Here is a 19,427-nt window from a genome sequence, read left to right as displayed (position 1 = left end):
TGTCCTTCTGGTGTTGCGGATGTGGTCATTGCGGTTTCACGCCGGCGCTGCGGACCACGCTGGTCCATTTGTCGAGGTCGGCGCGGATGGTGCGGGCGAAGTCTTGCGGCGTCCCGCCCACGGGTTCCAGACCCTGGGCGCTCAGTTGCTTGATGACCTCGGGGTCCTTGGCCGCGGCGGCCAGGGCGTCGGTGAGCGCCTGCACGGCAGGGGCCGGGGTGCCGGCGGGCGCCAGCAGGCCGAACCAGGAATAGGCTTCGAAGGGCTTGCCGATTGCTTCCGAGACGGTCGGCACATCGGGCAGGCCGCTGTAGCGCTGGCTGCCGGTGACAGCATAGGCGCGCAGCTTGCCGGCGCGGATCTGCGGCGTCAGCAGCGTGACCGTGTCGAACAGCAGGTCGACCTGGCCGCCCATGACGTCGGTAAGCGCCGGCGCGCCGCCGCGGTAGGGCACGTGCAGCAGCTTGGCGCCGGCCTGGTCCTTGAACATTTCGGCGGTCAGGTGGCCGATCGAGCCGGTGCCGGCCGAGGCGACGCTCAGGTCGTGGCTGTTGGCGTGGGTCAGCAGCTGGCGCAGGTCCTTGGCCGGCAGCTCGGGACGGCTGACCAGGATCAGCGGGCCGCGCACGGCCATGCCGATGGGAGTGAACGACTTGACCGGGTCGTATTGCAGGTTGGTGTACAGCGCGGGCGCCACCACGATGCTGCTGGTGCCGCCCCACAGCAGGGTGTAGCCGTCGGCCGGGTCGCGCGTGACCGCGGCGGTGCCGACGCTGCCGCCGGCGCCGGCGCGGTTCTCGACGATGACCGGCTGGCCCAGGCGTTCGGCCATGACGGTGCTGAACAGGCGCGCGCTGGTGTCGGTGGGGCCGCCCGGCGGGAACGGCACCACCAGGGTGATGGGCTTGGTCGGGAAATCCGCGGCGGCCGCGGGGGCGGCCAGGCCCAGGGCCAGCACGGCGCTGGCAGTGAACGCCAGGATGGCGCGGCGCGCCAGGGCGAATGCGGGCAAGTGAGTCATGCCTCGTCTCCTGTTTCTCTCTTGGTAATGACGGCCTCGGATGAGCCGATGGGTTATTTCAACGCAGCGTGTTAAATAAGTAAAAGAACAATATTGAATCAATTGACAAGCATTGCTTGTTAATATGGGCTGCTGGTTTCCCGATCTTCTCTTCCGCCGACCATGAATTTTTCTTTCCGCCAGATGCGCGCGTTCCTTGCGGTGGCGCGGCACGCCAGTTTCACGAAGGCGGCCGAACAGCTGCATATTTCGCAAGCCGGCTTGAGCGCCATGGTGCGCGACCTGGAGACCCAGCTCGATTGCCGGCTGTTCGAACGCACCACCCGCGCGGTGCGGCTGACGCCGGCGGGCCAGGCCCTGCTGCCGGTGGCGCAGCGCACGGTGCACGACTTGGGCGCGGCGGTGGCGCAACTGGGCGCGCTGGGAGCGAGCGGACGGGACCGCCTGCGGGTCGGCGTCACGCCCTTGATTGCCTGCAGCGTGATCCCGGAAGTGTTGAAGCGATTCCACAAGCTGGCGCCGCAGTTGCGGGTAGAGGTGATGGACCTGGACCGCAGCCTGATCGCCGCGCGGGTGGAGAGCGGCGACCTGGATGCCGGGTTCGGCGCGTTTTTCACGCGCGTGTCGGGGATCCGCCGGCGCACGGTGTTTCCGGCGCGCCTGGCGCTGGCGGTGCAGCGGCTGGACAGCGACCGGCGCCGTTCGGTGCGCTGGCAGCAGATCGACCGCGACAGCCTGGTTGCCCTGCCGGACGAGAATCCGATCCAGCGGCTGGTGAACCAGCACCTGGGGGTGCAGGGCGACGCGCCGGCGCGCGTGGTGACGCACCTGGAGACCGTGCTGGCCATGGTCGAGGCCGGCCTGGGGCAGGCGGTGGTGCCGTCGTTCGCGGCGGTGGCCAGCAACCGCTGGCACGTCCGGCTGGTGCCGGTGGTGCCCGCCGTGGCGGTGGACTATTACTGCATCACGCGCGCGGGGCAGGGGGATTCGGAGCGGATCGATGCATTTGCGCGGTGCTTCGGAGAAGTGGTCGGGGCGCACATGCATTGACATCCCGCGGGTCGTTCCGGCCGGCGCTGTTGCACGCTCGCCGGTATGAGAGGTGGCCTGCCTGCTGGGCCCTTTGCATTAGAAAAAGTTGCGGGCAATGAATCCTCTTTCGAAGCGGCTGCTTATGTCCTTGGCAAAGACAGTATGCAGGCCTTCAAAGAGCTCGGCATCGATCTTGAACATGTCCTGCTCGCTGTTACTGAGCTGCAGGTAGTGCTGGATGATTGGTTCGCCGAGTTCGTTGACCTTCTGTGCTGCCAGGGTTTTTTGCTCTTGATTCTCGAAATTGAATTGCAGGAAATCCCGTAGCATGCCCATCAAGCTGTTGATGTCGTAGCCCCGCAGTGTCTGGTCGGCCAAGGCCTTGCGCTTCGCGTACAAGTCATTGAGGCGGGTTGCTCGATCCCGCGAAAGTCCCTTGAATTGATCGTAGGTTCCGGTCACGAGGGCCAGTTCTTCATATTGGCGGAATAACTTGGCTCGGCAGGCCTCGAGTTCGACTTCCAGGCGTTTCGTATCCGAAGTAGTTGTCGCATGCGTCGATAGCATCGACTCCAGAAGGATTTCATAATCCCGAGTCATCCTGGACATATCCAGTGTTGTCAGATGCTTGAATTCGTCCAGCATCAGCCGGTACGAGCCGGCCAGCTTCGCATATCCGAGGAACAGGTTGTTGTGAGTCTTCTGGCAGCCCGACTGTGTTTCACGCATGGGCCGGTAGAAGTCATTCATTATCTCCTTGCGGGCGGAAGCGTCGTTTTTGTATGACTCGAGAATGCCCGCGAACAACAACGACCCGAAAAAAAGCGGGACGATGGAAATGACGAGGCTTCTCCACAGCGGTTCTCTGGAGCTTTGGCTCATATGGGCTCACCAACAGGGTAATTAGTATTTTCCGGAATTCTCCCGCCCTTGATTATCGAGCGGCGATATGCGCACCGCGAGCGACTGCTCGTCGACGAGGCTTGCGCCCCGCTCACGCGCCAATTCCGCCATCAGGTCGACCAACAGCCCATACATCGATTCGGCCGCCGGCGACAGGCTCTGCCCTGGCCGGGTTACCAACCCCACCGTCCGGGCGATGACCGGCCGGTGCAGGCGCACAAACGCCAATCCGTGCGCGCGCGCCGGCCGCGCGAGGACGGGCAGGATGGTGACGCCCAGCCCGGAGCGCACACTGGCGATCAGCGAGGCGCGGTTGGTGACGACCATGCCGGGGTCGGTGATCCATGGCGGGATGTCGGGATGCCGCAGCGCCTCGAAGGTGGCATTGCCGATCAGGCGCTCGCCTTGCAGCGCTTGCCAGGCCAGCGGCTGCGGCTGCTTGGCCAGCCGGTGCGAGGCGGGGCAGATGAGGCCGAATTCGTCGTGCACCAGCGGCCGGAAGCTCAGCCGCGGGTCGTCGGCCAGCAGGCCGGCGACGCCGATGTCGGCCTCGCCGCTCAGCACCATCTGGCGCACGGCCTGCGAGGGAATGTCGACCGCGCGCAGGCGCACGCGCGGCCACTCGCGCGCGTAGCGGTCGAGGATGGCGGGCAGCCATTCGTCGGCCAGCGACGGCATGACCGCCAGGGCGACCGCGCCCTGGCGGGCCTGGGCGAGTTCGCCGGCTTCCAGGCGCACGCGGTCGTGCACGGCCAGCAGCTCGCGGAATAGCGGCAGCAGGCTCTGGCCCAGCGGCGTGGGCAGGGCGCGCTTGCCGGGTTCGAACAGCGGTGCGCCGACTTGGCGTTCGAGGTCGTCCATGGCCGCCGAGACGGCGCCTTGGGATCGGAACGTAGCACGGGCTGCCGCCAGGAAGCTGCCGTTGTCGACGGCGGCCACGAACTGGCGCAGGTGCTGGATCTTGAAAGGCTCCACGACGACGCGTCACCAATGAATTTGGGTTTTCTGAATTTTATTTCGATTAATTTGGTTTGCCAAAAATTGCGGCCCGCCCGACCATTGCCTCTGTCAATCAAGGAGGCCACATGACGTTGGAGGTACGCAAAGTCGTTTCCTATATAGAGGAAACGCGCATCGAGGGCGGCAAGGCGGCGGCCCGGCCATTGCTGATGATCCTGTGCGCCGCCGTGGTCAGGAACCCCTGGGCGGGCGTGCCCTTCACGGAGGACCTGCGGCCCGGCATCCTGCGCATCGCGCCGCCGCTGGGCGACCTGCTGGTGCGGGAAGTCCTGCGTCACGCCGGCTCGGGCGAGCGGGTGGAGGGATACGGCAAGGCCGCGGTCGTGGGGGCCGATGGCGAAGTGGAGCATGCCTCGGCGCTGATCCACACGCTGCGCTTCGGCAACAAGTATCGAGATGCCGTGGCAGGCACCAGCTACCTGAGTTTTACCAATTCACGCGGGCCCATGGGCTGCCCGATCGTGGTGCCGATGATGCACAAGAACGATGAGGGCATGCGTTCGCACTACCTCACTGTCCAGACCACTATCCCCGATGCCCCGGCCGCCGGCGAGATCGTGGTGGCGCTGGGCGCCAGCGTGGGCGGACGGCCGCATCATCGCATTGGCGACCGCTACCAGGACATGCGGGAACTGGGCACGCAGCCTGGCGGGCAGGCATGACGCAGGCGACGCGCGTGGTGCGCGGCGGGTCGGGTGTTCCGCTGGTGTTGATCCACGGAGTGGGGCTGGACCTGGGCATGTGGGACGAACTGGCCCAGGCCCTGACGGGCACTTGCGAAGTGGTGCGCTACGACATGCTGGGGCACGGCGCGACACCGCTGGCGGGTGGCCGGCCCGACCTGGATGCCTACGTCAGGCAATTGGCCGCCGTGATCGACAGCCAGGGGCTGCAGCGGCCTTGCGTGGTGGGTTATTCGATGGGCGGGCTGGTGGCCGGGCGCTTTGCGGCGCAGTATCCCGGCAAGTTGAGCCGGCTGGTATTGATGAGTACGGTGTTCCGGCGAGACGGGGCGGAACGCCAGGCGGTGCAGGCACGTCTGCGCCAGGCCGAAGCAGGCGAGCGCGCGGCGACGGCGCAGATTTCCATTGACCGCTGGTTCTCGCCGGCATTCCGGCGCGCGTGCCCCGAACGCGTGACCGCCTTCCGGCGGCGGCTGCTGGCCAATCGGCAGGCGGATTTTCTGGCCGCCTATCGCCTGTTCGCGGCAGGCGATGAAGCATTGCCGGAGTCCGCGCCGCGCATCGAATGCCCCACCTTGGTGATGACGGGCGCGCTCGACCCCGGTTCGACGCCGCGCATGGCGGCCGAACTGGCGGCGGCGGTCCCGCATGCGGTGCTGGATGTGGTGGCGGAGCAGAGGCACATGCTGCCGGTGGAGGCAGCGCCCCGGGTGGCCGCGGCGCTGCGGGCATTCCTGGGCGGAGACGCTGGTGCGCCAATGGCGTGACCCGTCCCGCGACAAGACGAGAGGAGACCAATCATGGGGCGTAGACAAATACTCGCGGCGCTGCTGGCGCTGGGTTCGTCGGCCGGCCTGGGCGTGGGGCGGGCGGCGCCGGGAAGGCCTTTGCATGTCATCGTGCCATTTCCGCCGGGCGGAGGCACCGATGTGCTGGGGCGCGCGCTGGGCTTCCGCCTGGAGCAGCAGCTTGGGCGCTCAGTGGTCGTGGAAAACAAGCCGGGCGCCAGCGGCATCGTGGGCGCGGAGTACGTCGCCAAGTCGGCTCGGGACGGCAACACCCTGTTGTTCTCCGGGCTGGTGCCGTCGGTGCGCTACTACAGCCAGCCGTTGTCGCGTATCGATGACGAACTGGCGCCGGTTTGCATGATCGCGCGTTCTCCATACCTGGTAGCGGTCAACCCCGGCGTGCCCGCCGGCACGTTGCGGGAACTGGTGCGGCTGGCCGGGCGATCGCCCGGGGACTTGGCGTTCGGGTCGCCGGGCAACGCCACGCCGCAGCACCTGGCGACCGAACGGTTCCGCATCCAGGCAGGCATTGACATGCTGCATGTGCCGTATCGCGGCACGGGACCAATGATGACCGATCTGCTGGGCGGGCAAATCCAGGTGGTGTTTGCCACCGTCGCGGCGGCGGAGCAGCATGTGAAATCCGGGCGCCTGCGGGCGCTGGCGGTGACCAGCGACCAGCGGCTGGAACGCCTGCCGGATGTGCCCACCATGGCCGAGGCAGGCTTCGCGGGCTTCGAGGCCGAGATCGCTTTCGGCACGTACGTCGCTGCAGGCACGTCCGGCGAGGCGGTGGCAGGCTTGAATCGCGCCATCAACCAGGCGCTGACCGATGCAGGCGTGCGCGACAAGCTGGTGGAGCAAGGGTTCGTGCCCGTTGGCGGCACGCCGGACGACCTGCGGCGCAGCCTGGTTGCCGAGGTGGCGGCGGTATCCGAGTTGGTGCGATCGGGCCGGCTCAGGATCGAGGCGGCCTGAGGGGAGGCCGTGGCAGGCCCGCTCCGCTTGCGCGACTCGCCATTGTTTTGAGGCGTTCTCGCGCCGGCGCCGCGCCGCATGGCGCCGCTTGCTAATTAAATAAGTGTCTGCTAATGTGTCGGCATGCTCGAGAACGACATCTTCAAGGCATTGTCCGACCCGACCCGCCGCGCGATCTTCGACAAGCTGGCGGCCGGCGGCATGAACGCCACCGCCCTGCGCGAGGGGATGACGATCAGCCAGTCCGCCATGTCGCAGCATCTTGCCGTGCTGCGCAAGGCCGGGCTGGTGCGCGAGGAACGGCAGGGCCGCTTCGTCAACTACCAGGTGGATCCCGCCGGCGTGCTGCTGATTGCCCGCTGGCTGTCCAAGTACCGCGCCTACTGGCCGGCGCGGGTGGACAAGCTGAAGGCGCTGCTGAAGGACATGGACCAATGAACGAACAAGCAACCGAGGCGCCGGCCGAGCTGGTGTTCGAATACACGCTGGATGCACCGCCCGGGCAGGTCTGGCGCGCCATCAGCATCCCCGAATTCCGCGAACAATGGCTGCCGGCGGGCGACCTGGCGCAGGCCGAGCCGGTATCGTCGGTACGAGAAGAGGAAATCCGCTACCGGCTGCGGGATGTCGAGCCGCCGCACTTGCAAAGCGTGGTGACGTTCCAGGTCAGGCCGGACCAGGCGGGCGGTACCGTGCTGCGCATCATCCACGCCCTGGCGGATGCGCGCCTGCCGGCGCGTCCGGCCGCGAACGACAGCGGTCCGTACATGCTGGCCGCCTGAAGCCCGTCGCACACTCGTCAACGCAGGAAAGGGAGTTCGCCCATGCGCGAATCGATGCAGTTCGTCCCCATGGTGGTGGAGCAGTCCGGCCGCGGGGAAAGGTCATTCGACATTTACTCGCGGCTGCTGCGCGAGCGCATCGTCTTCTTGAACGGCGAAGTCAATGACGCGGTGGCGGCGCTGGTGTGCGCACAGTTGCTGTTCCTGGAGGCGGAGCATCCGGGCAAGCCGATCCACCTCTACATCAATTCGCCCGGCGGCGTGATCACCAGCGGCCTGGCCATCTACGACACGATGCGCTTCATCCAGTCGCCGGTGCATACGCTGTGCATGGGCACGGCGCGCTCGATGGGGTCGTTCCTGCTGATGGCGGGCGAGCCGGGGCACCGCATGGCGCTGCCCAATGCCAGCCTGCATGTGCACCAGCCGCTGGGCGGCGTGCAGGGGCAGGCGTCGGATATCCTCATCCAGGCCGAGGAAATGCAGCGCACCAAGCAGCGCGTCATCCGCTTGTATGCCGAGCACTGCGGGCGCACGCTCGAAGAGGTCGAGCGTACGCTGGACCGCGATCGGTTCATGAGCGCGGAAGAAGCGCTGGCGTGGGGGCTGATCGACCGCATCCTCGACAAGCGGGTGGCCGGCGGCTGAAGCCCGGGGCTACTTGGCGTCGGGCAAGATCAGTTTTTCCAGGTAGGCTAGGTCCTCGCGAACCAGGCGCAGCGATTCCCGCACGTCGGGCGCCTGCGGCCGGCGGGCCGCGTCGCGCAGCAGGGAATTGACGGCCATGTCGGCCATGATCCCGGCGACCTCGGCGCGGCTGAGCCGGCCATTGGGCTTGTACCACCAGGCCGACCAGTTGCACATGCCGATCAGGCTGAAGGCCGCGACGTGCGGGTCGACCATGCGGAACTGGCCTTCCCGGATGCCGCGTTCGATGACGCTGCTGAAGTTGTCCAGCACATTGCGGCGCGCGCTTTGCACCGAGGCGCGCTGCTTGGGCGTCATGTCGGCCTCGGTGCGGTCGGCCACCCGGAATTCGGCCGGGCGCGACAGGATCAGCTCGGCGTGCTGGGTGACCAGGGCGCGCAGCGCCGTCACCGGATCCAGGTCGTCGCGGGCGACGGTGTCGCCGGCCAGCTTGCGGGCGGCGCTGAGCACCTCTTCGGTCAGCGAGCGCTGGATGGCTTCCTTGTTCTTGAAGTAGTAGTAGACCGCGGTGCGGCTCAGCCCCAGCGCTTCGGCGATGTCCTGCATGCTGGTGCCGCCGGTGCCCCGCTCGATGAAAAGGGTGGCCGCCACATCCAGTATGGCGCTGCGCAGCGCCTCTCCTTTCAGGGTGGCCTTGGTCGAAACGTCGTTCACGGTTGCGGTGTCCTCGGGTTGCCCCATTATTTTCCGCGAATTGACGGATTCGTCAATTAATTAACTTTAATTGACGTAAGAGTCAAAAATTTGTCTAATTCGACAAAACACACTGCGATGCAGCGCAGGAAAGGAGAGAAATGTGGCAACGGGCAATTCTTCAGGCCTGGTTACCGCGGGGTTCCTGAACACCGACTGGAACCCCCGTGACCTGCCGGCGGGCACCTCGACCCGCAACGTGGTGCTGCGCACCGCCGATGACGCCGCGACTTCCGGCTCGCTGTACTTGCCGGCCGGCAAGCGGCCGGACACGGTGGTGTGCGTGATGCACCCGCGCGAGTTCATGGCGTGCCATTACCTGATTCCGGACATCGTGGCGGCCGGCTGCGCAGCCTGGTCGCAGGGCGCCCGCTCGGTCGGCAACGACCTGCGCCTGGAACACGAGATCGCGCTGCACGACGTCACGGCGGGCATGGCGTTCCTGCGCGAGCAGGGGTTCGGCAATATCGTCCTGCTGGGCAACTCGGGCGGAGCGGGACTGTACGGGCTGTACGCGCAGCAGGCGGCGCTGCCCGGCGCGCGGCGCATCGCGCGCACGCCGGGCGGCAAGCGTACCGGGCTGGGCGAGCTGGACATGCCGCAGGTCCAGGGCGTCGTGCTGGTGGGGCCGCATCCGGGGCAGGGCGCGCTGCTGATGAATTGCATCGACCCGTCCGTCGCGGACGAGGGCGACGCCTTGTCGGTGATCCCGGAACTCGACCCGCTGGATGCCGCCAACGGCTATCGGCCGGGCGGACAGGCGCGCTACGCGCCGGACTTCGTGACGCGCTATCGCGCCGGCCAGCAGGCGCGCGTGGCGCGGCTGGACGCGCGGGCGCGCGAGCTGATCGCAGCCCGGCTGGGCGCGCGCGAGCAGGTCAAGAGCGGCGCCGACACCTCGGCGGCGCGGCGCCGCCAGGCCGCGCATACCCCGGTGCTCACCATCTGGCGCACCGATGCGGACCTGCGCTGCCTGGACCTGAGCCTGGACCCGTCCGACCGCCATCCCGGGTCGCTGTGGGGCCGGGATCCGTACGCCTCGAACTACGGCGCGGTGGGGTTCGCGCGCTTCTGCACGCCGGAGAGCTGGCTGTCGACCTGGTCCGGCTTGGCGTCGAACGCCAGCCTGGCGCGCACCGCGCCGGCCATCGTCCAGCCGGCGCTGGTCATCGAGTACACCGGCGACCAGGCCTGCTTCCCCGCCGATGTGCGCGCCATCTACGACGCCATCGCGGCGCGCGACAAGCAGCACCTGCGCATCCGCGGCGACCATCACGGCCGCGCGCTGCAGGAAGGCGAAGAGCCCGGGCGCTACCGCGCCGGGCGCGAACTGGCCGCCTGGCTGCGCCAGCGCTTCCTTTGATTCACGGCTGACGGAGATTCCGCATGACGACGCTACACAACGCCCCGGGCGCGCTCCGGCTGCACGGGGTCGACCACACCGCGCGGCCGACCTGGCGCCTGCGCGAAACGGTGAGCTTCTACCGCGATGTGCTGGGGCTGCCCCTGGTGCACGTTATTTCGGCGCGCGGCTGGGGTCCGGAAACACATCCCGATTTCCTGCATTTCTTTTTTGACAGCGGTAACGGCAGCACCATCGCCTTCTTCTACTACCTGGGTTCGGAAGAGCCCACGGCCATGCAGGGGCGCAGCCGCATGCGGCCCTTGCCCGAGGACCATGTTGCCGACGCGACGCATACCGCCTGGCTGGTGCGCGACGAGGACGAACTGAAGGCCTGGAAGAAGCGGCTGGAGGACGCGGGGCTGGACGTGTCGGTGGAGACGCGCCACGAGGTGATCGAGTCGATCTATGTGCGCGATCCCAATGGCTATTTCGTGGAGTTCACGCGCAAGCTGCGGCCGCTGGGCGAAATCGATGCGCTGGATGCGGACCTGACCCTGCGGGCCGCCATCCAGGCGGAAGACGAGGCGCTCGCCGCGGGCGGCCGCATCCGGCAGATCGACGAGATCTGGTCGCGCAAGGCGGCGTTGCTGGAGACGCGGCTGCCGCGTCCGGACGGGACGGCCGCGGGCGTGCGCATCTTCGTGCCGCGCGTGGCGGAGTTCGCGCCGCTGGTCCGCGACGCGGCGCAGCGCGGCGACTGCGCGGTGGTGGCGGGCGAGCATTTCGATTGCATCCAGGCCGACGGCCCGCTGGAGTTCCGCCGCAAGGCCCTGGGGCTCAAGCCCGCCGTCTGGTATGGGCTGTTCACCGGCGGCGTCCGCGGCGCCATCGATGTGCTGGATCGCGACCGCGTGCGCATCGTGCCCGCGGCCGGCTGAGTCCGGGGCATGGAGGAGAGAGACATGCGGGACATACGCAACCCCATAGAGGGCGTGGTCTACCACCCGGAACAGCGCGCGCGGGGCTATTTCGCCAGCGGCGCGTGGCAGCGCCTGACGGTGGGGGAGGCCTTGCGCGCCACGGCGCGGCGCTGCGGCGCGCGGCAGGCCATCATCACCGACGAAGGCAGCGCCAGCTTCGCGGAACTGGACGAGCAGACCGAGCGGCTGGCGGCCGCCCTGCTGGAGATGGGCCTGGCCCCGGGCGACCGGGCGATCTTCCAGATGGGCACCACGCTGGAGACGGCCGTCGCGCTGCTGGCGTGCTACAAGGCGGGCATCGTGCCGGTGTGTTCGCTGCCACAGCACCGCGAACTGGAAATCGGCCAGCTGGCGCGCCAGTCGGGCGCGCGCGGCTATTTCGTGCAGGCCGATTTCAACGCCTTCGACCTGGTAGGCTTCGCGGCCCGCATGATGGCCGGGCACGAGCGGCTGGCGCACCTGGTGGTGGCGCGCGGCGGGGCGCCAGCCGGCCGCGCCATGCAGGCGCTCATCGACGCGATGCCGCTGGACCGGGCGCGCCAGCGGCTCGCCCAGGCGGGGCCGGGCTGCGAAGACGTGCTGGCGTTCCAGTTGTCCGGCGGCACCACCGGCGTGCCCAAGATCATCCCCCGGTTTCACGCCGAATACCTGGCGCATGCCAGGGCGTGCGCCGACCGCTACGAGCTGCGCGAGGATGACCGCATCATCTGGGCGCTGCCGCTGCTGCACAACGCCGCGCAAGTCTACGTGCTGATGCCGGTCGTCCTGATGGGGCTGTCCGCGGTGTTCATGCCCAAGGTCGACGTCCCGCGCATGCTGGAGCTGATCGAGCAGCAGCGGGTGACCCGGGCGATCTCGATCGGCCCCATCGCGCCGCAGCTGATGGCGTATTCCGACCTGGCGCGCCATGATTTGTCCTCGCTGCGGCTGTTCACCACCATGAGCGCGGCCGACCGGCTGGAAGCGCATCTGCGGGTGCCGTGCTCCAACCTGTTCGGCATCACGGAAGGCTTGCTGCTGGGGTCGCCGGCCGAGGCGCCGGCGTACGTGCGGCACCGCACCCAGGGCCGTTCGGGGTGCGCCCAGGACGAGATCCGCCTGCTGGCGCCCGGCACCGAAGAGCCGGTGGCGCCGGGGCAGATGGGCGAGCTGTGTTTTCGCGGGCCGGCGACCCTGCCGGGATTCTTCGACGCGCCGGCCGCCAACGCCGAGGCCTATACCTCGGACGGCTTCTACCGCACCGGCGACATGATGACCGCCCACGAATACCAGGGCGAGGTCTATTACACCTTCGAAGGCCGGCTGCGCGACAACATCAACCGCGGCGGCGAGAAGATCGGCTGTGAAGAGGTGGAGGCGCTGGTCAGCGCGCATCCGGCAATCGCCGAGGCGCGGCTGGTGGCGATGCCCGACCCGTTCTATGGCGAGAAGGGCTGTGTGTTCGTCATCCCGCGGCCGGGCCGCGCGGCGCCGTCCGTGCAGGAGTTGCTGGCGTTCCTGGTGGGCCAGGGGCTGGCCAAGTACAAGTGCCCGGAGCGCGTGGAGGTCATCGAGGCGTTCCCGGTCACCAAGGTCGGCAAGCTCGACAAGGCGGCGCTGCGCGCCATGATCGCCGAGATGCTCAACCAGGAGGCCCGGGCGGCCGCGGGAGCCGATCATGATCAGCACTGAGCATGTCATCAGCGAAACGCCGTTCGTGATCCGGCGCCGGGTCAAGTGGGGCGATTGCGATCCGGCCGGCGTGGTCTACACGGTGATGTTCGGCGAGTACGTCATATCGGCCGCGGAGCTCTTCTATGGCCGGCTGCTGGGCGGCACGCCGCAGCGGCTGAAGGACGAGCACGGCTTCGGCACGCCGACGCGGGCGCTGGCGTTCGATTTCCGCGCCTCGCTGTGGCCCGACGAGGAGTTCGACATGAGCGTCGCGGTCGAGCACATCGGCCAGCGGACGTACACGCTGCATATCGCCGGCAGCGTGCGCGGCGAGCCGGCGTTCGACGCGCGGCTGACGCCCATCTGCGTGGCGCGCGGCGAACGCCGGGCGATCCCGGTGCCGCCTGTCATGCGCGACGCGCTGCTTGCCTACCAGGCCGCCTGCGGGCAGGCGGCATTGTCCAGGAGTTCGATGCAATGAATATCGCCGTCATCGGGGCCGGCCCGGCCGGCCTGTACTTCGCGTTGCTGGCCAAGAAGCACAACCCGCGCCACGACATTCAGGTCTACGAGCAGAACCCGCGCGGGGCCACTTACGGCTGGGGCGTGGTGTTCTCGGATATCGGGCTGGCGTTCCTGCGCGAGGCGGACCCGGAGTTTTTCCAGACATTCGTGGCCCATCACGAGCGCTGCGACTATATGGAAATCGTCCACCGGGGCACGCGGGTGCAGGTGCAGGGCAACCATTTCTCGCGCACCGCCCGCCTGGACATGCTGGAAGTGCTGGAGCAGGCGTGCCTGCGCGCGGGCGTGCGCATCGCCCACGATCGCCGCATCGAGGACGTAGAGCGGCTGGCCGGCGAAGTGGACATGGTGGTCGCCGCCGACGGCAGCAACAGCGCGGTGCGCAAGCAGTTCGCCGACCACTTCCGCCCGAGCTTCGAGCGGCGCCGCAACAAGTTCGCCTGGTACGGCACGCGTCAGCGCTTCCATCCGGTGTCGCTGATCTTCCGCGAAACGCCGCACGGCATCTTCATCGCGCACAGCTATCAGTACAGCCCCGAGTTGAGCACCTTCCTGGTGGAGGTGGACCCGGATACCTGGCGCCGCGCCGGCCTGGACGAGGCCGACGAGGAGGCCAGTCGCCGCTACTGTGCCGATGTGTTCCGGGCCGACCTGGGCGCCCATGAGCTGCTGACGAACCGGTCGTTGTGGTTCGAGGCGAACATCGTGCGCAACGAGGTCTGGTCGCACCGCAACATCGTCCTGCTGGGCGACGCCCTGCGCACCGTGCACTTTTCGCTCGGCTCGGGCACGCGCATGGCCATGCAGGATGCGATTGCCCTGCATCAGGGACTGGCGCGGCACCCCGACGACGTGGCGGCCGCCTTCGCGCTGTTCGAGGCGGGGCGCCGCCCGGCGTCGGCCAGCTTCCAGGCCGCGGCGGCGCGCAGCCTGGATTGGTATGAGAACGTCGCCGACAAGATGCACCTGGACCCGGTGTCGTTCGCCTACGACTACATGCGGCGCACCGGCCAGGTCAGCCACGACGACCTGCGCCAGCGCGATCCGGGCTTCACCGCGGCCTACGAGGCGCGGCACCCGGAGCGGTCCGGCGAGGCCGTTGCACAAGCAGACGCACACAGCGTCCGATAACCAGCCATGAGGCATGGAGGAGACATGAAAAAGACCCTGATCCTGGCGACGCTCGCCCTGGGCGTCCTGGCCGGCGCGGCGCACGCGCAGGCGAGCGACTTCCCGGCCCGCAGCGTGCGCGCCGTGCTGCCGTACTCGGTGGGCAGCGGCCCCGACGCCGTCACCCGCATGATCGGCGAGCAATTGGCGGCGGCGTGGCGCCAGCCCTTTATTGTCGAGAACAAGCCGGGCGCCAACGGCTGGCTGGCCATCGGCGAGGTCAAGCGGTCGGCGCCCGACGGCTATTCGGTGGCGGTGGTGGACAACACGCACATGACGCTGCAGCCGCACCTGTACAGCAAGATGCCGTTCGACCCCTCGCGCGACTTCATCGCGGTGGCGCCCATCTATACCACCCATTTCTTCATTGTGGTGGCCGCCGATTCGCCGTGGCGCGATGTCGGCGACCTGGTCGAGGCCGCGCGCCGCGACCCCGGGCGGCAGACCTACGGCACTTGGGGCATGGGCAGCGTGGCCCATGTGGGCGCCACCATGTTCCAGCGGGATACCGGGACTTCCATGACCCACGTGCCTTTCAAGGAGCTGCCGCAGCTGTATACCGCCGTCGCCAGCGGCGAGGTCGACTGGGCGTTCGGCACAGCCGCCACGGTGCAGAACCTGTATCAGGCGGGGCGGGTGAAGCTGCTGGCGCTGGCGGCCCCCGGGCGCCTGGCGCTGTACCCCGATGTGCCCACGGTCGCGCAGGCGGGCGGGCCGGCCGGCTTCGAGCTGAAGACCTGGGTGGCCGCTTTCGCGCCGAAGGGCACGCCGCCGGAAGTGGTCAAGCGCCTGAACGCCGACATCACGGCCGCGCTGGCGGCGCCGTCCGTGCGGCAGCGTTTCGAGACCTTCGGCTTCGACGCCTGGGCCGCCGACGCCGCCGCCGTGGCGCGCGCGCAGGAGGAGGATTCGGCGCGCTTCGCCGGAATCGTCAAGCAGGCCAGTATTTCCCTGGAATGAACCGCAAAGGAACCGCCATGAGCCGCGTCTATCGCATCGGCCAGATCGTGCCCAGTTCGAACATCACCATGGAGACGGAGATTCCGGCCATGCTGCGCGCCCGCGAGGCGATTCGGCCGGAGCGCTTCACCTTCCACAGCAGTCGCATGCGCATGCACAAAGTGACGCGCGCCGAGCTGGAGGCGATGAACCGGGAGGGACTGCGCTGCGCCGCCGAACTGGCGGACGCGCGCATGGACGTGATCAGCACCGCCTGCCTGGTGGCCATCATGGCCATGGGGCCGGGATACCACCGCCAGACGGAGCGCGAGCTGAGCGAGGTGGCGCGCGCCAACCTTTGCCAGGCGCCCGTCATGACGTCGGCGGGCGCGCTCATCGACGGCCTGCGCCGCCTCGGCGCGCGCCGGATCTCGCTGATGGCGCCCTATATGCGGCCGCTGACCGACCAGGTGGTGGCCTACATCGAGCACGAAGGCATCGAGGTGGCGGACGCCAAGTGCTTCGAGATTGCCGACAACCTGGAGGTCGGCCGGCGCGACCCGATGCAACTGGTGGAGGATGTGAAGTCCCTTGATACCCGCGGCGTCGATGCCGTGGTGCTGTCGGCCTGCGTGCAAATGCCGTCGCTGCCCGCCATCCAGGCGGTGCAGGACCGGATGGACGTGCCGGTCGTGTCGACCGCGGTCTGCACGGTGTGGCGCATGCTGGACCACCTGGGGCTGGAGCCGGTCGTGCCGGGCGCGGGGGCGCTGCTGGCCCCGCGCGCCGTGCCGGCCTGAGCGCGGGCGGAGGGGCGGTCAGCCGCCCGCGGCGGCGCGCCGCTGCTGGAACAGTTGCGCCAGTGCCTGCGACGCCGCGATGGCGCGGGGGAATCCCACCGGCACCGTGATCAGGTAGATGGCCTCCTTCAACTCGTCCTCGGACACGCCGATGTTCAGCGCGTAGCCGGCGTGTACCCGCATCATGGCGGTCTCGCCAAGCGCGGCCATCACCGCCACCGCGGCAAGCTGGCGGGTGCGATTGTCCAGCCCCGGACGGCTCCACACGTCGCCCAGCGCATAGGCTTCGGTGGCCTCCGCCAGGAACGGGAACTCGCGCCGCATGGTTTCCAGTGTCGGCTGTGCCTTGCCGTTGTTGAGTTCGCGGATAACTTCGGCGCCGCGCTGGATGCGCGCTTCGGTGCTGGAGGCATGTGACGGGGACGGGATGGCGGCGGCCAGCAGCAGGCAGGCCAGGGCGGAATGCAGGCGGTTCATCGCAGCTCCTTGTGGATGGCGGAAAGTCATTACTGGCTGGCGGTCGGGCGCACGACGATCTCGCTCGTGTCCACATCGGCGGGCTGGGCGATGACGTGCGCGATGGCCGTGGCGATAGCCTCGGGCTTCAGGGCGATCTGCCGGTAGGTTTCCATGGCGCGGGCGGCGGCCGGATCGGTGATGGTGTCCGCCAGCTCCGATTCGACCACCCCGGGGTAGACGCAGGTCACGCGCAGCTTGTCGTTTTCCTGGCGCAGCCCGTCGGAAATGGCGCGTACCGCGTATTTGGTGGCGCAGTACACGGCCGCCGTCGGCACCACGTAGAGGCCGCCGATCGAGGAAATATTGATGATCTGTCCGCCGCCCTGGCGCTGCATGGCGGGCAGCACGGCGGCCACGCCATGCAGCACGCCACGGATGTTGACGTCTATCATGCGGTCCCATTCGTCGACTTTCAGCGAGGCCATGGGCGACAGCGGCATGACCCCGGCGTTGTTGATGATCACGTCGATGCGGCCGTGGAGCTGCAGCGCGAAATCGGCGAAGGCCTGCACGTCGGCGCGCTGCGTGACGTCGAGGGCACGGTACTCGACCTGGCCGCCCGCCGCGCGCAGCGTTTCGGCCAGCGCCGCCAGCCGCTCGGTGCGGCGCGCGCCGATCACCAGTCGATGGCCCTGGCGGGCCAGCAGCTTGACGGTGGCTTCGCCGATGCCGCTGCTGGCGCCGGTGACGAGGATGACTTTTGCTTCGGTGGCTTGGGACATTGCGGGTTCTCCTGGTGGGACGGTTGCCGGGGCGGCATGCCAGCGGCCTTGCGTCATGGCAGTCATGCTAAGGAGAGGCGCCACCGCCGTTAAGGCCTGTTCTTATTGGATGCTTGCCCAAAACTATTGGCCGCCTCCCAAAACGGCGGCCGGATTGCTATGCTCCTGGCCTATAGCTACTGATCCCGGGAATGCCGCCCATGGCCCATGCCGCTCCAGTCCACTCGCCGCGCCAGGCGCGAATGATCGCGCTGCTGGGGGATCTTGCGCCCGCCGAGGGCTACACCCAGTCGCTGCTGGACGGCGTGACCTTCATGCGCTCGAACCACCCGCTCTCATGCACCCAGGCGCTTTACGAACCCAGCATCGTCATCGTGGTGCAGGGCCGCAAGCGCGGCTTTCATGGCGGCGCCATGTATGTCTACGACGCGCAGCATTACCTGGTGCTGTCGGTGCCGCTGCCTTTCAGCATCGAGACCGAAGCCAGCCCGGCCGAGCCCTTGCTGGGACTGGCGCTGCGCATCGACCCCGCCATGACGGCCGAGTTGGTGATGGAGGTGGACGAGGCGGCATCCGGCACGAAAGCCAGGCCCGTGACCATGTATGCGACGCGGATGGACGACAAGCTGGAGGACGCGGCGCTGCGCATGCTGGAGGCGCTGCGCTCGCCCGTCGAGGCGCGCCTGCTGGGGCCGTCGATCTACCGGGAGATCACCTACCGGGTGCTGACGGGCGACCAGGGCGGCGGCCTGCGCGCGGCGCTGCAGCAGGGCGGCAGCTTCGGCCGCATTGCCAAGGTGTTGCGGCGCATTCACACGCAATACGACCGTGGGCTGGACGTGGCCACGCTGGCCAGCGAGGCGAACCTGAGCGTGCCGGCGTTCCATGTGCATTTCAAGGCGGTGACGGCGACGTCGCCCATCCAGTACATCAAGGCGATCCGCCTGCACCAGGCGCGGCTGATGATGATCCGCCAGGGGATGAACGCGGCCAGCGCCTGTGAACAGGTAGGCTACGAGAGCCCTTCGCAGTTCAGCCGCGAATTCAAGCGCCTGTTCGGGCGCAGCCCGACCGACGAGGCGCGGCACCTGAAGGCATTGTTGTCGCTGGCGTCGCCGGTGGTGGCGGCCGGGGTGCATGCGCGCGGGCTGCCAGGCGAGGCCGCGCGCATGTGACGGTCGCCGCGACTAGGGCGCGGAAACGCCCGACAGCTTCACGGCATCCTGCATTTTCTCGAGCTCGGCCGCAAAATGCGCTTCGGCCTGGGACGGGCTATCCGCGATGATCTGCAGCCCCATTTCGTCAAATGTCCGTGCGACCTTGGGTTCGGCCAGCGTGGCATTGATGGCCGCATTGATTTTCTGGCTGATGGCCGCGGGAGTGCCGCGCTTGACGGCGATGGCGTACCAGGCGGTCGATACGAGTTTCGGCAGCCCGCTTTCCTGCGCCGTGGGGGTATCGGGCAGGAGCGGCGAGCGTTGTTCGTCGAACACCACGATGGCTTTCAGCTTGCCGGCATCGACCATGGGCTTGCCGAGGTAGACCGTGTCGACGGCCATCATGACGTGGTTGCCGGCCGCTGCGTTGACGGACGGCGCGGACCCCTGGAACGGCACGTGCAGCAGTTCGACACCCGCCAGGTGTTCCATCAAGGTCATGGTGAGGTGGCCGGTGGAGCCGGTGCCCGCCGTGCCGTAGGAGATCTCCCGGGGCGCCTTGCGGGCGGCCGCGACGATGTCGTCCACCGTGCCGTAGCGGCTGCCCGCGGACGCGAAAATCGCCATGGGCAGTTGGGCGACGGTGGAGATGTGCTCGATGTCGCGCCGGGTGTCGTACGGCAGGTCGGTGCGCAGGGCGGCGTTGATGGCCACGCCCGGGCTGGTCAGCAGCACGGTATAGCCGTCCGGCGCGCTCTTGGCGAGATGGTCGGCGCCGATGACCGTACCGGATCCGGGGCGGTTTTCGACGATGACGCTCTGGCCCAGCCGCCTGGCCATGCCGTCGGCGACCACCCGGCCCAAGGTGTCGGAGGTGCCGCCGGGCGGGTAGGGAATGACGAACTTGATCGGCTTGGCCGGAAAGGCATCGGCGGCCATGGCGGGGGCGGGCGCGCACAGGGCCAGGGCGTACAGCAGTACTGCGGCAAAGGGGGGCGCTTTCATGCTG

General features: G+C 68.2%; 22 protein-coding genes. 15 read left to right on the top strand and 7 right to left on the bottom strand.

The window, feature by feature from the left end:
• Nucleotides 1-25 precede the first annotated feature (25 nt).
• Nucleotides 26-1,021, bottom strand: a complete 996-nt coding sequence (locus ACKTT0_RS05105; protein WP_407848669.1) for a Bug family tripartite tricarboxylate transporter substrate binding protein — start codon at nucleotides 1,019-1,021, stop codon at nucleotides 26-28.
• Between the two features lie 162 nt (nucleotides 1,022-1,183).
• Here ACKTT0_RS05105 and ACKTT0_RS05100 point away from each other — a divergent pair, with 162 nt between their 5' ends.
• Nucleotides 1,184-2,071, top strand: a complete 888-nt coding sequence (locus ACKTT0_RS05100; RefSeq protein ID WP_407848667.1) for a LysR family transcriptional regulator — start codon at nucleotides 1,184-1,186, stop codon at nucleotides 2,069-2,071.
• A 78-nt stretch (nucleotides 2,072-2,149) separates the two neighbouring features.
• Here the strand turns inward: ACKTT0_RS05100 and ACKTT0_RS05095 are convergent, their stop codons facing one another.
• Both ACKTT0_RS05095 and ACKTT0_RS05090 read right to left on the bottom strand, forming a co-directional pair.
• Nucleotides 2,150-2,935 (bottom strand): hypothetical protein, encoded by a 786-nt coding sequence (locus ACKTT0_RS05095; protein ID WP_407848665.1) that lies wholly within the window; start codon nucleotides 2,933-2,935, stop codon nucleotides 2,150-2,152.
• Between the two features lie 21 nt (nucleotides 2,936-2,956).
• A complete protein-coding gene (locus ACKTT0_RS05090; RefSeq protein ID WP_407848663.1) occupies nucleotides 2,957-3,931 on the bottom strand; it encodes a LysR family transcriptional regulator in 975 nt (324 codons plus the stop codon).
• 110 nt (nucleotides 3,932-4,041) lie between these two features.
• On the opposite strand from ACKTT0_RS05090, the gene ACKTT0_RS05085 reads away from it, so the two are divergent.
• The 6 genes from ACKTT0_RS05085 to ACKTT0_RS05060 all read left to right on the top strand — a co-directional run bounded on the left by ACKTT0_RS05085 (nucleotide 4,042) and on the right by ACKTT0_RS05060 (nucleotide 7,855).
• Entirely contained in the window at nucleotides 4,042-4,638 is a 597-nt protein-coding gene (locus ACKTT0_RS05085; RefSeq protein WP_407848661.1) for an amino acid synthesis family protein, read from the top strand.
• The gene (locus ACKTT0_RS05080; protein ID WP_407848659.1) at nucleotides 4,635-5,426 is read left to right on the top strand and encodes an alpha/beta fold hydrolase; all 792 of its coding nucleotides are present in this window, start codon (nucleotides 4,635-4,637) and stop codon (nucleotides 5,424-5,426) included. Before ACKTT0_RS05085 ends, ACKTT0_RS05080 begins: the two co-directional genes overlap by 4 nt.
• A gap of 33 nt (nucleotides 5,427-5,459) precedes the next feature.
• Nucleotides 5,460-6,425 (top strand): Bug family tripartite tricarboxylate transporter substrate binding protein, encoded by a 966-nt coding sequence (locus ACKTT0_RS05075; protein ID WP_407848657.1) that lies wholly within the window; start codon nucleotides 5,460-5,462, stop codon nucleotides 6,423-6,425.
• A 123-nt stretch (nucleotides 6,426-6,548) separates the two neighbouring features.
• Nucleotides 6,549-6,863: an ArsR/SmtB family transcription factor gene (locus ACKTT0_RS05070; RefSeq protein ID WP_407848655.1), complete on the top strand. Its 315-nt coding sequence runs from the start codon at nucleotides 6,549-6,551 to the stop codon at nucleotides 6,861-6,863.
• Nucleotides 6,860-7,207: an SRPBCC family protein gene (locus ACKTT0_RS05065; protein ID WP_407848653.1), complete on the top strand. Its 348-nt coding sequence runs from the start codon at nucleotides 6,860-6,862 to the stop codon at nucleotides 7,205-7,207. The genes ACKTT0_RS05070 and ACKTT0_RS05065 overlap by 4 nt, the downstream gene beginning before the upstream one ends.
• A 42-nt stretch (nucleotides 7,208-7,249) precedes the next feature.
• Nucleotides 7,250-7,855, top strand: coding sequence for an ATP-dependent Clp protease proteolytic subunit (locus ACKTT0_RS05060; RefSeq protein ID WP_028352832.1), 606 nt, complete (start codon nucleotides 7,250-7,252; stop codon nucleotides 7,853-7,855).
• 9 nt (nucleotides 7,856-7,864) lie between these two features.
• On the opposite strand, the gene ACKTT0_RS05055 is transcribed toward ACKTT0_RS05060, so the two are convergent.
• The gene (locus ACKTT0_RS05055) at nucleotides 7,865-8,569 is read right to left on the bottom strand and encodes a TetR/AcrR family transcriptional regulator (RefSeq protein WP_028352831.1); all 705 of its coding nucleotides are present in this window, start codon (nucleotides 8,567-8,569) and stop codon (nucleotides 7,865-7,867) included.
• A 142-nt stretch (nucleotides 8,570-8,711) separates the two neighbouring features.
• On the opposite strand from ACKTT0_RS05055, the gene ACKTT0_RS05050 reads away from it, so the two are divergent.
• The 7 genes from ACKTT0_RS05050 to ACKTT0_RS05020 are packed head-to-tail and all read left to right on the top strand — an operon-like array spanning nucleotide 8,712 to nucleotide 16,020.
• Nucleotides 8,712-9,971, top strand: coding sequence for an alpha/beta fold hydrolase (locus tag ACKTT0_RS05050; RefSeq protein ID WP_407848650.1), 1,260 nt, complete (start codon nucleotides 8,712-8,714; stop codon nucleotides 9,969-9,971).
• Between the two features lie 23 nt (nucleotides 9,972-9,994).
• Entirely contained in the window at nucleotides 9,995-10,891 is an 897-nt protein-coding gene (locus ACKTT0_RS05045) for a VOC family protein (protein WP_407848648.1), read from the top strand.
• Between the two features lie 24 nt (nucleotides 10,892-10,915).
• A complete protein-coding gene (locus ACKTT0_RS05040) occupies nucleotides 10,916-12,604 on the top strand; it encodes an AMP-binding protein (protein ID WP_407848646.1) in 1,689 nt (562 codons plus the stop codon).
• Entirely contained in the window at nucleotides 12,591-13,067 is a 477-nt protein-coding gene (locus ACKTT0_RS05035; protein ID WP_028352827.1) for an acyl-CoA thioesterase, read from the top strand. Before ACKTT0_RS05040 ends, ACKTT0_RS05035 begins: the two co-directional genes overlap by 14 nt.
• On the top strand, nucleotides 13,064-14,242 hold the full coding sequence (locus tag ACKTT0_RS05030; RefSeq protein ID WP_407848644.1) for an FAD-dependent monooxygenase: 1,179 nt from the start codon (nucleotides 13,064-13,066) through the stop codon (nucleotides 14,240-14,242). Before ACKTT0_RS05035 ends, ACKTT0_RS05030 begins: the two co-directional genes overlap by 4 nt.
• Nucleotides 14,243-14,266: 24 nt before the next feature.
• Complete coding sequence (locus ACKTT0_RS05025) at nucleotides 14,267-15,241, top strand: Bug family tripartite tricarboxylate transporter substrate binding protein (RefSeq protein WP_407848642.1); 975 nt, start codon at nucleotides 14,267-14,269, stop codon at nucleotides 15,239-15,241.
• Nucleotides 15,242-15,258: 17 nt separating this feature from the next.
• The gene (locus ACKTT0_RS05020; protein WP_028352825.1) at nucleotides 15,259-16,020 is read left to right on the top strand and encodes a maleate cis-trans isomerase family protein; all 762 of its coding nucleotides are present in this window, start codon (nucleotides 15,259-15,261) and stop codon (nucleotides 16,018-16,020) included.
• A gap of 18 nt (nucleotides 16,021-16,038) precedes the next feature.
• Here ACKTT0_RS05020 and ACKTT0_RS05015 read toward each other — a convergent pair whose 3' ends face one another.
• Together ACKTT0_RS05015 and ACKTT0_RS05010 are read right to left on the bottom strand one after the other, a co-directional pair.
• Complete coding sequence (locus tag ACKTT0_RS05015) at nucleotides 16,039-16,497, bottom strand: carboxymuconolactone decarboxylase family protein (RefSeq protein ID WP_407848640.1); 459 nt, start codon at nucleotides 16,495-16,497, stop codon at nucleotides 16,039-16,041.
• Between the two features lie 29 nt (nucleotides 16,498-16,526).
• A complete protein-coding gene (locus ACKTT0_RS05010) occupies nucleotides 16,527-17,261 on the bottom strand; it encodes an SDR family oxidoreductase (RefSeq protein WP_407848638.1) in 735 nt (244 codons plus the stop codon).
• A 200-nt stretch (nucleotides 17,262-17,461) separates the two neighbouring features.
• On the opposite strand from ACKTT0_RS05010, the gene ACKTT0_RS05005 reads away from it, so the two are divergent.
• Entirely contained in the window at nucleotides 17,462-18,436 is a 975-nt protein-coding gene (locus tag ACKTT0_RS05005; RefSeq protein ID WP_407848636.1) for an AraC family transcriptional regulator, read from the top strand.
• Between the two features lie 12 nt (nucleotides 18,437-18,448).
• Here ACKTT0_RS05005 and ACKTT0_RS05000 read toward each other — a convergent pair whose 3' ends face one another.
• Complete coding sequence (locus tag ACKTT0_RS05000) at nucleotides 18,449-19,423, bottom strand: tripartite tricarboxylate transporter substrate binding protein (protein WP_407848634.1); 975 nt, start codon at nucleotides 19,421-19,423, stop codon at nucleotides 18,449-18,451.
• Nucleotides 19,424-19,427: the final 4 nt, after the last annotated feature.

The sequence above is a fragment of the Bordetella saccharivorans genome, assembly GCF_045862855.1.
Classification (GTDB): domain Bacteria; phylum Pseudomonadota; class Gammaproteobacteria; order Burkholderiales; family Burkholderiaceae_B; genus Bordetella_A; species Bordetella_A petrii_F.
Note: the sequence above shows the minus strand (reverse complement) of the source record. Positions and strands in the feature narration are given on the sequence as shown.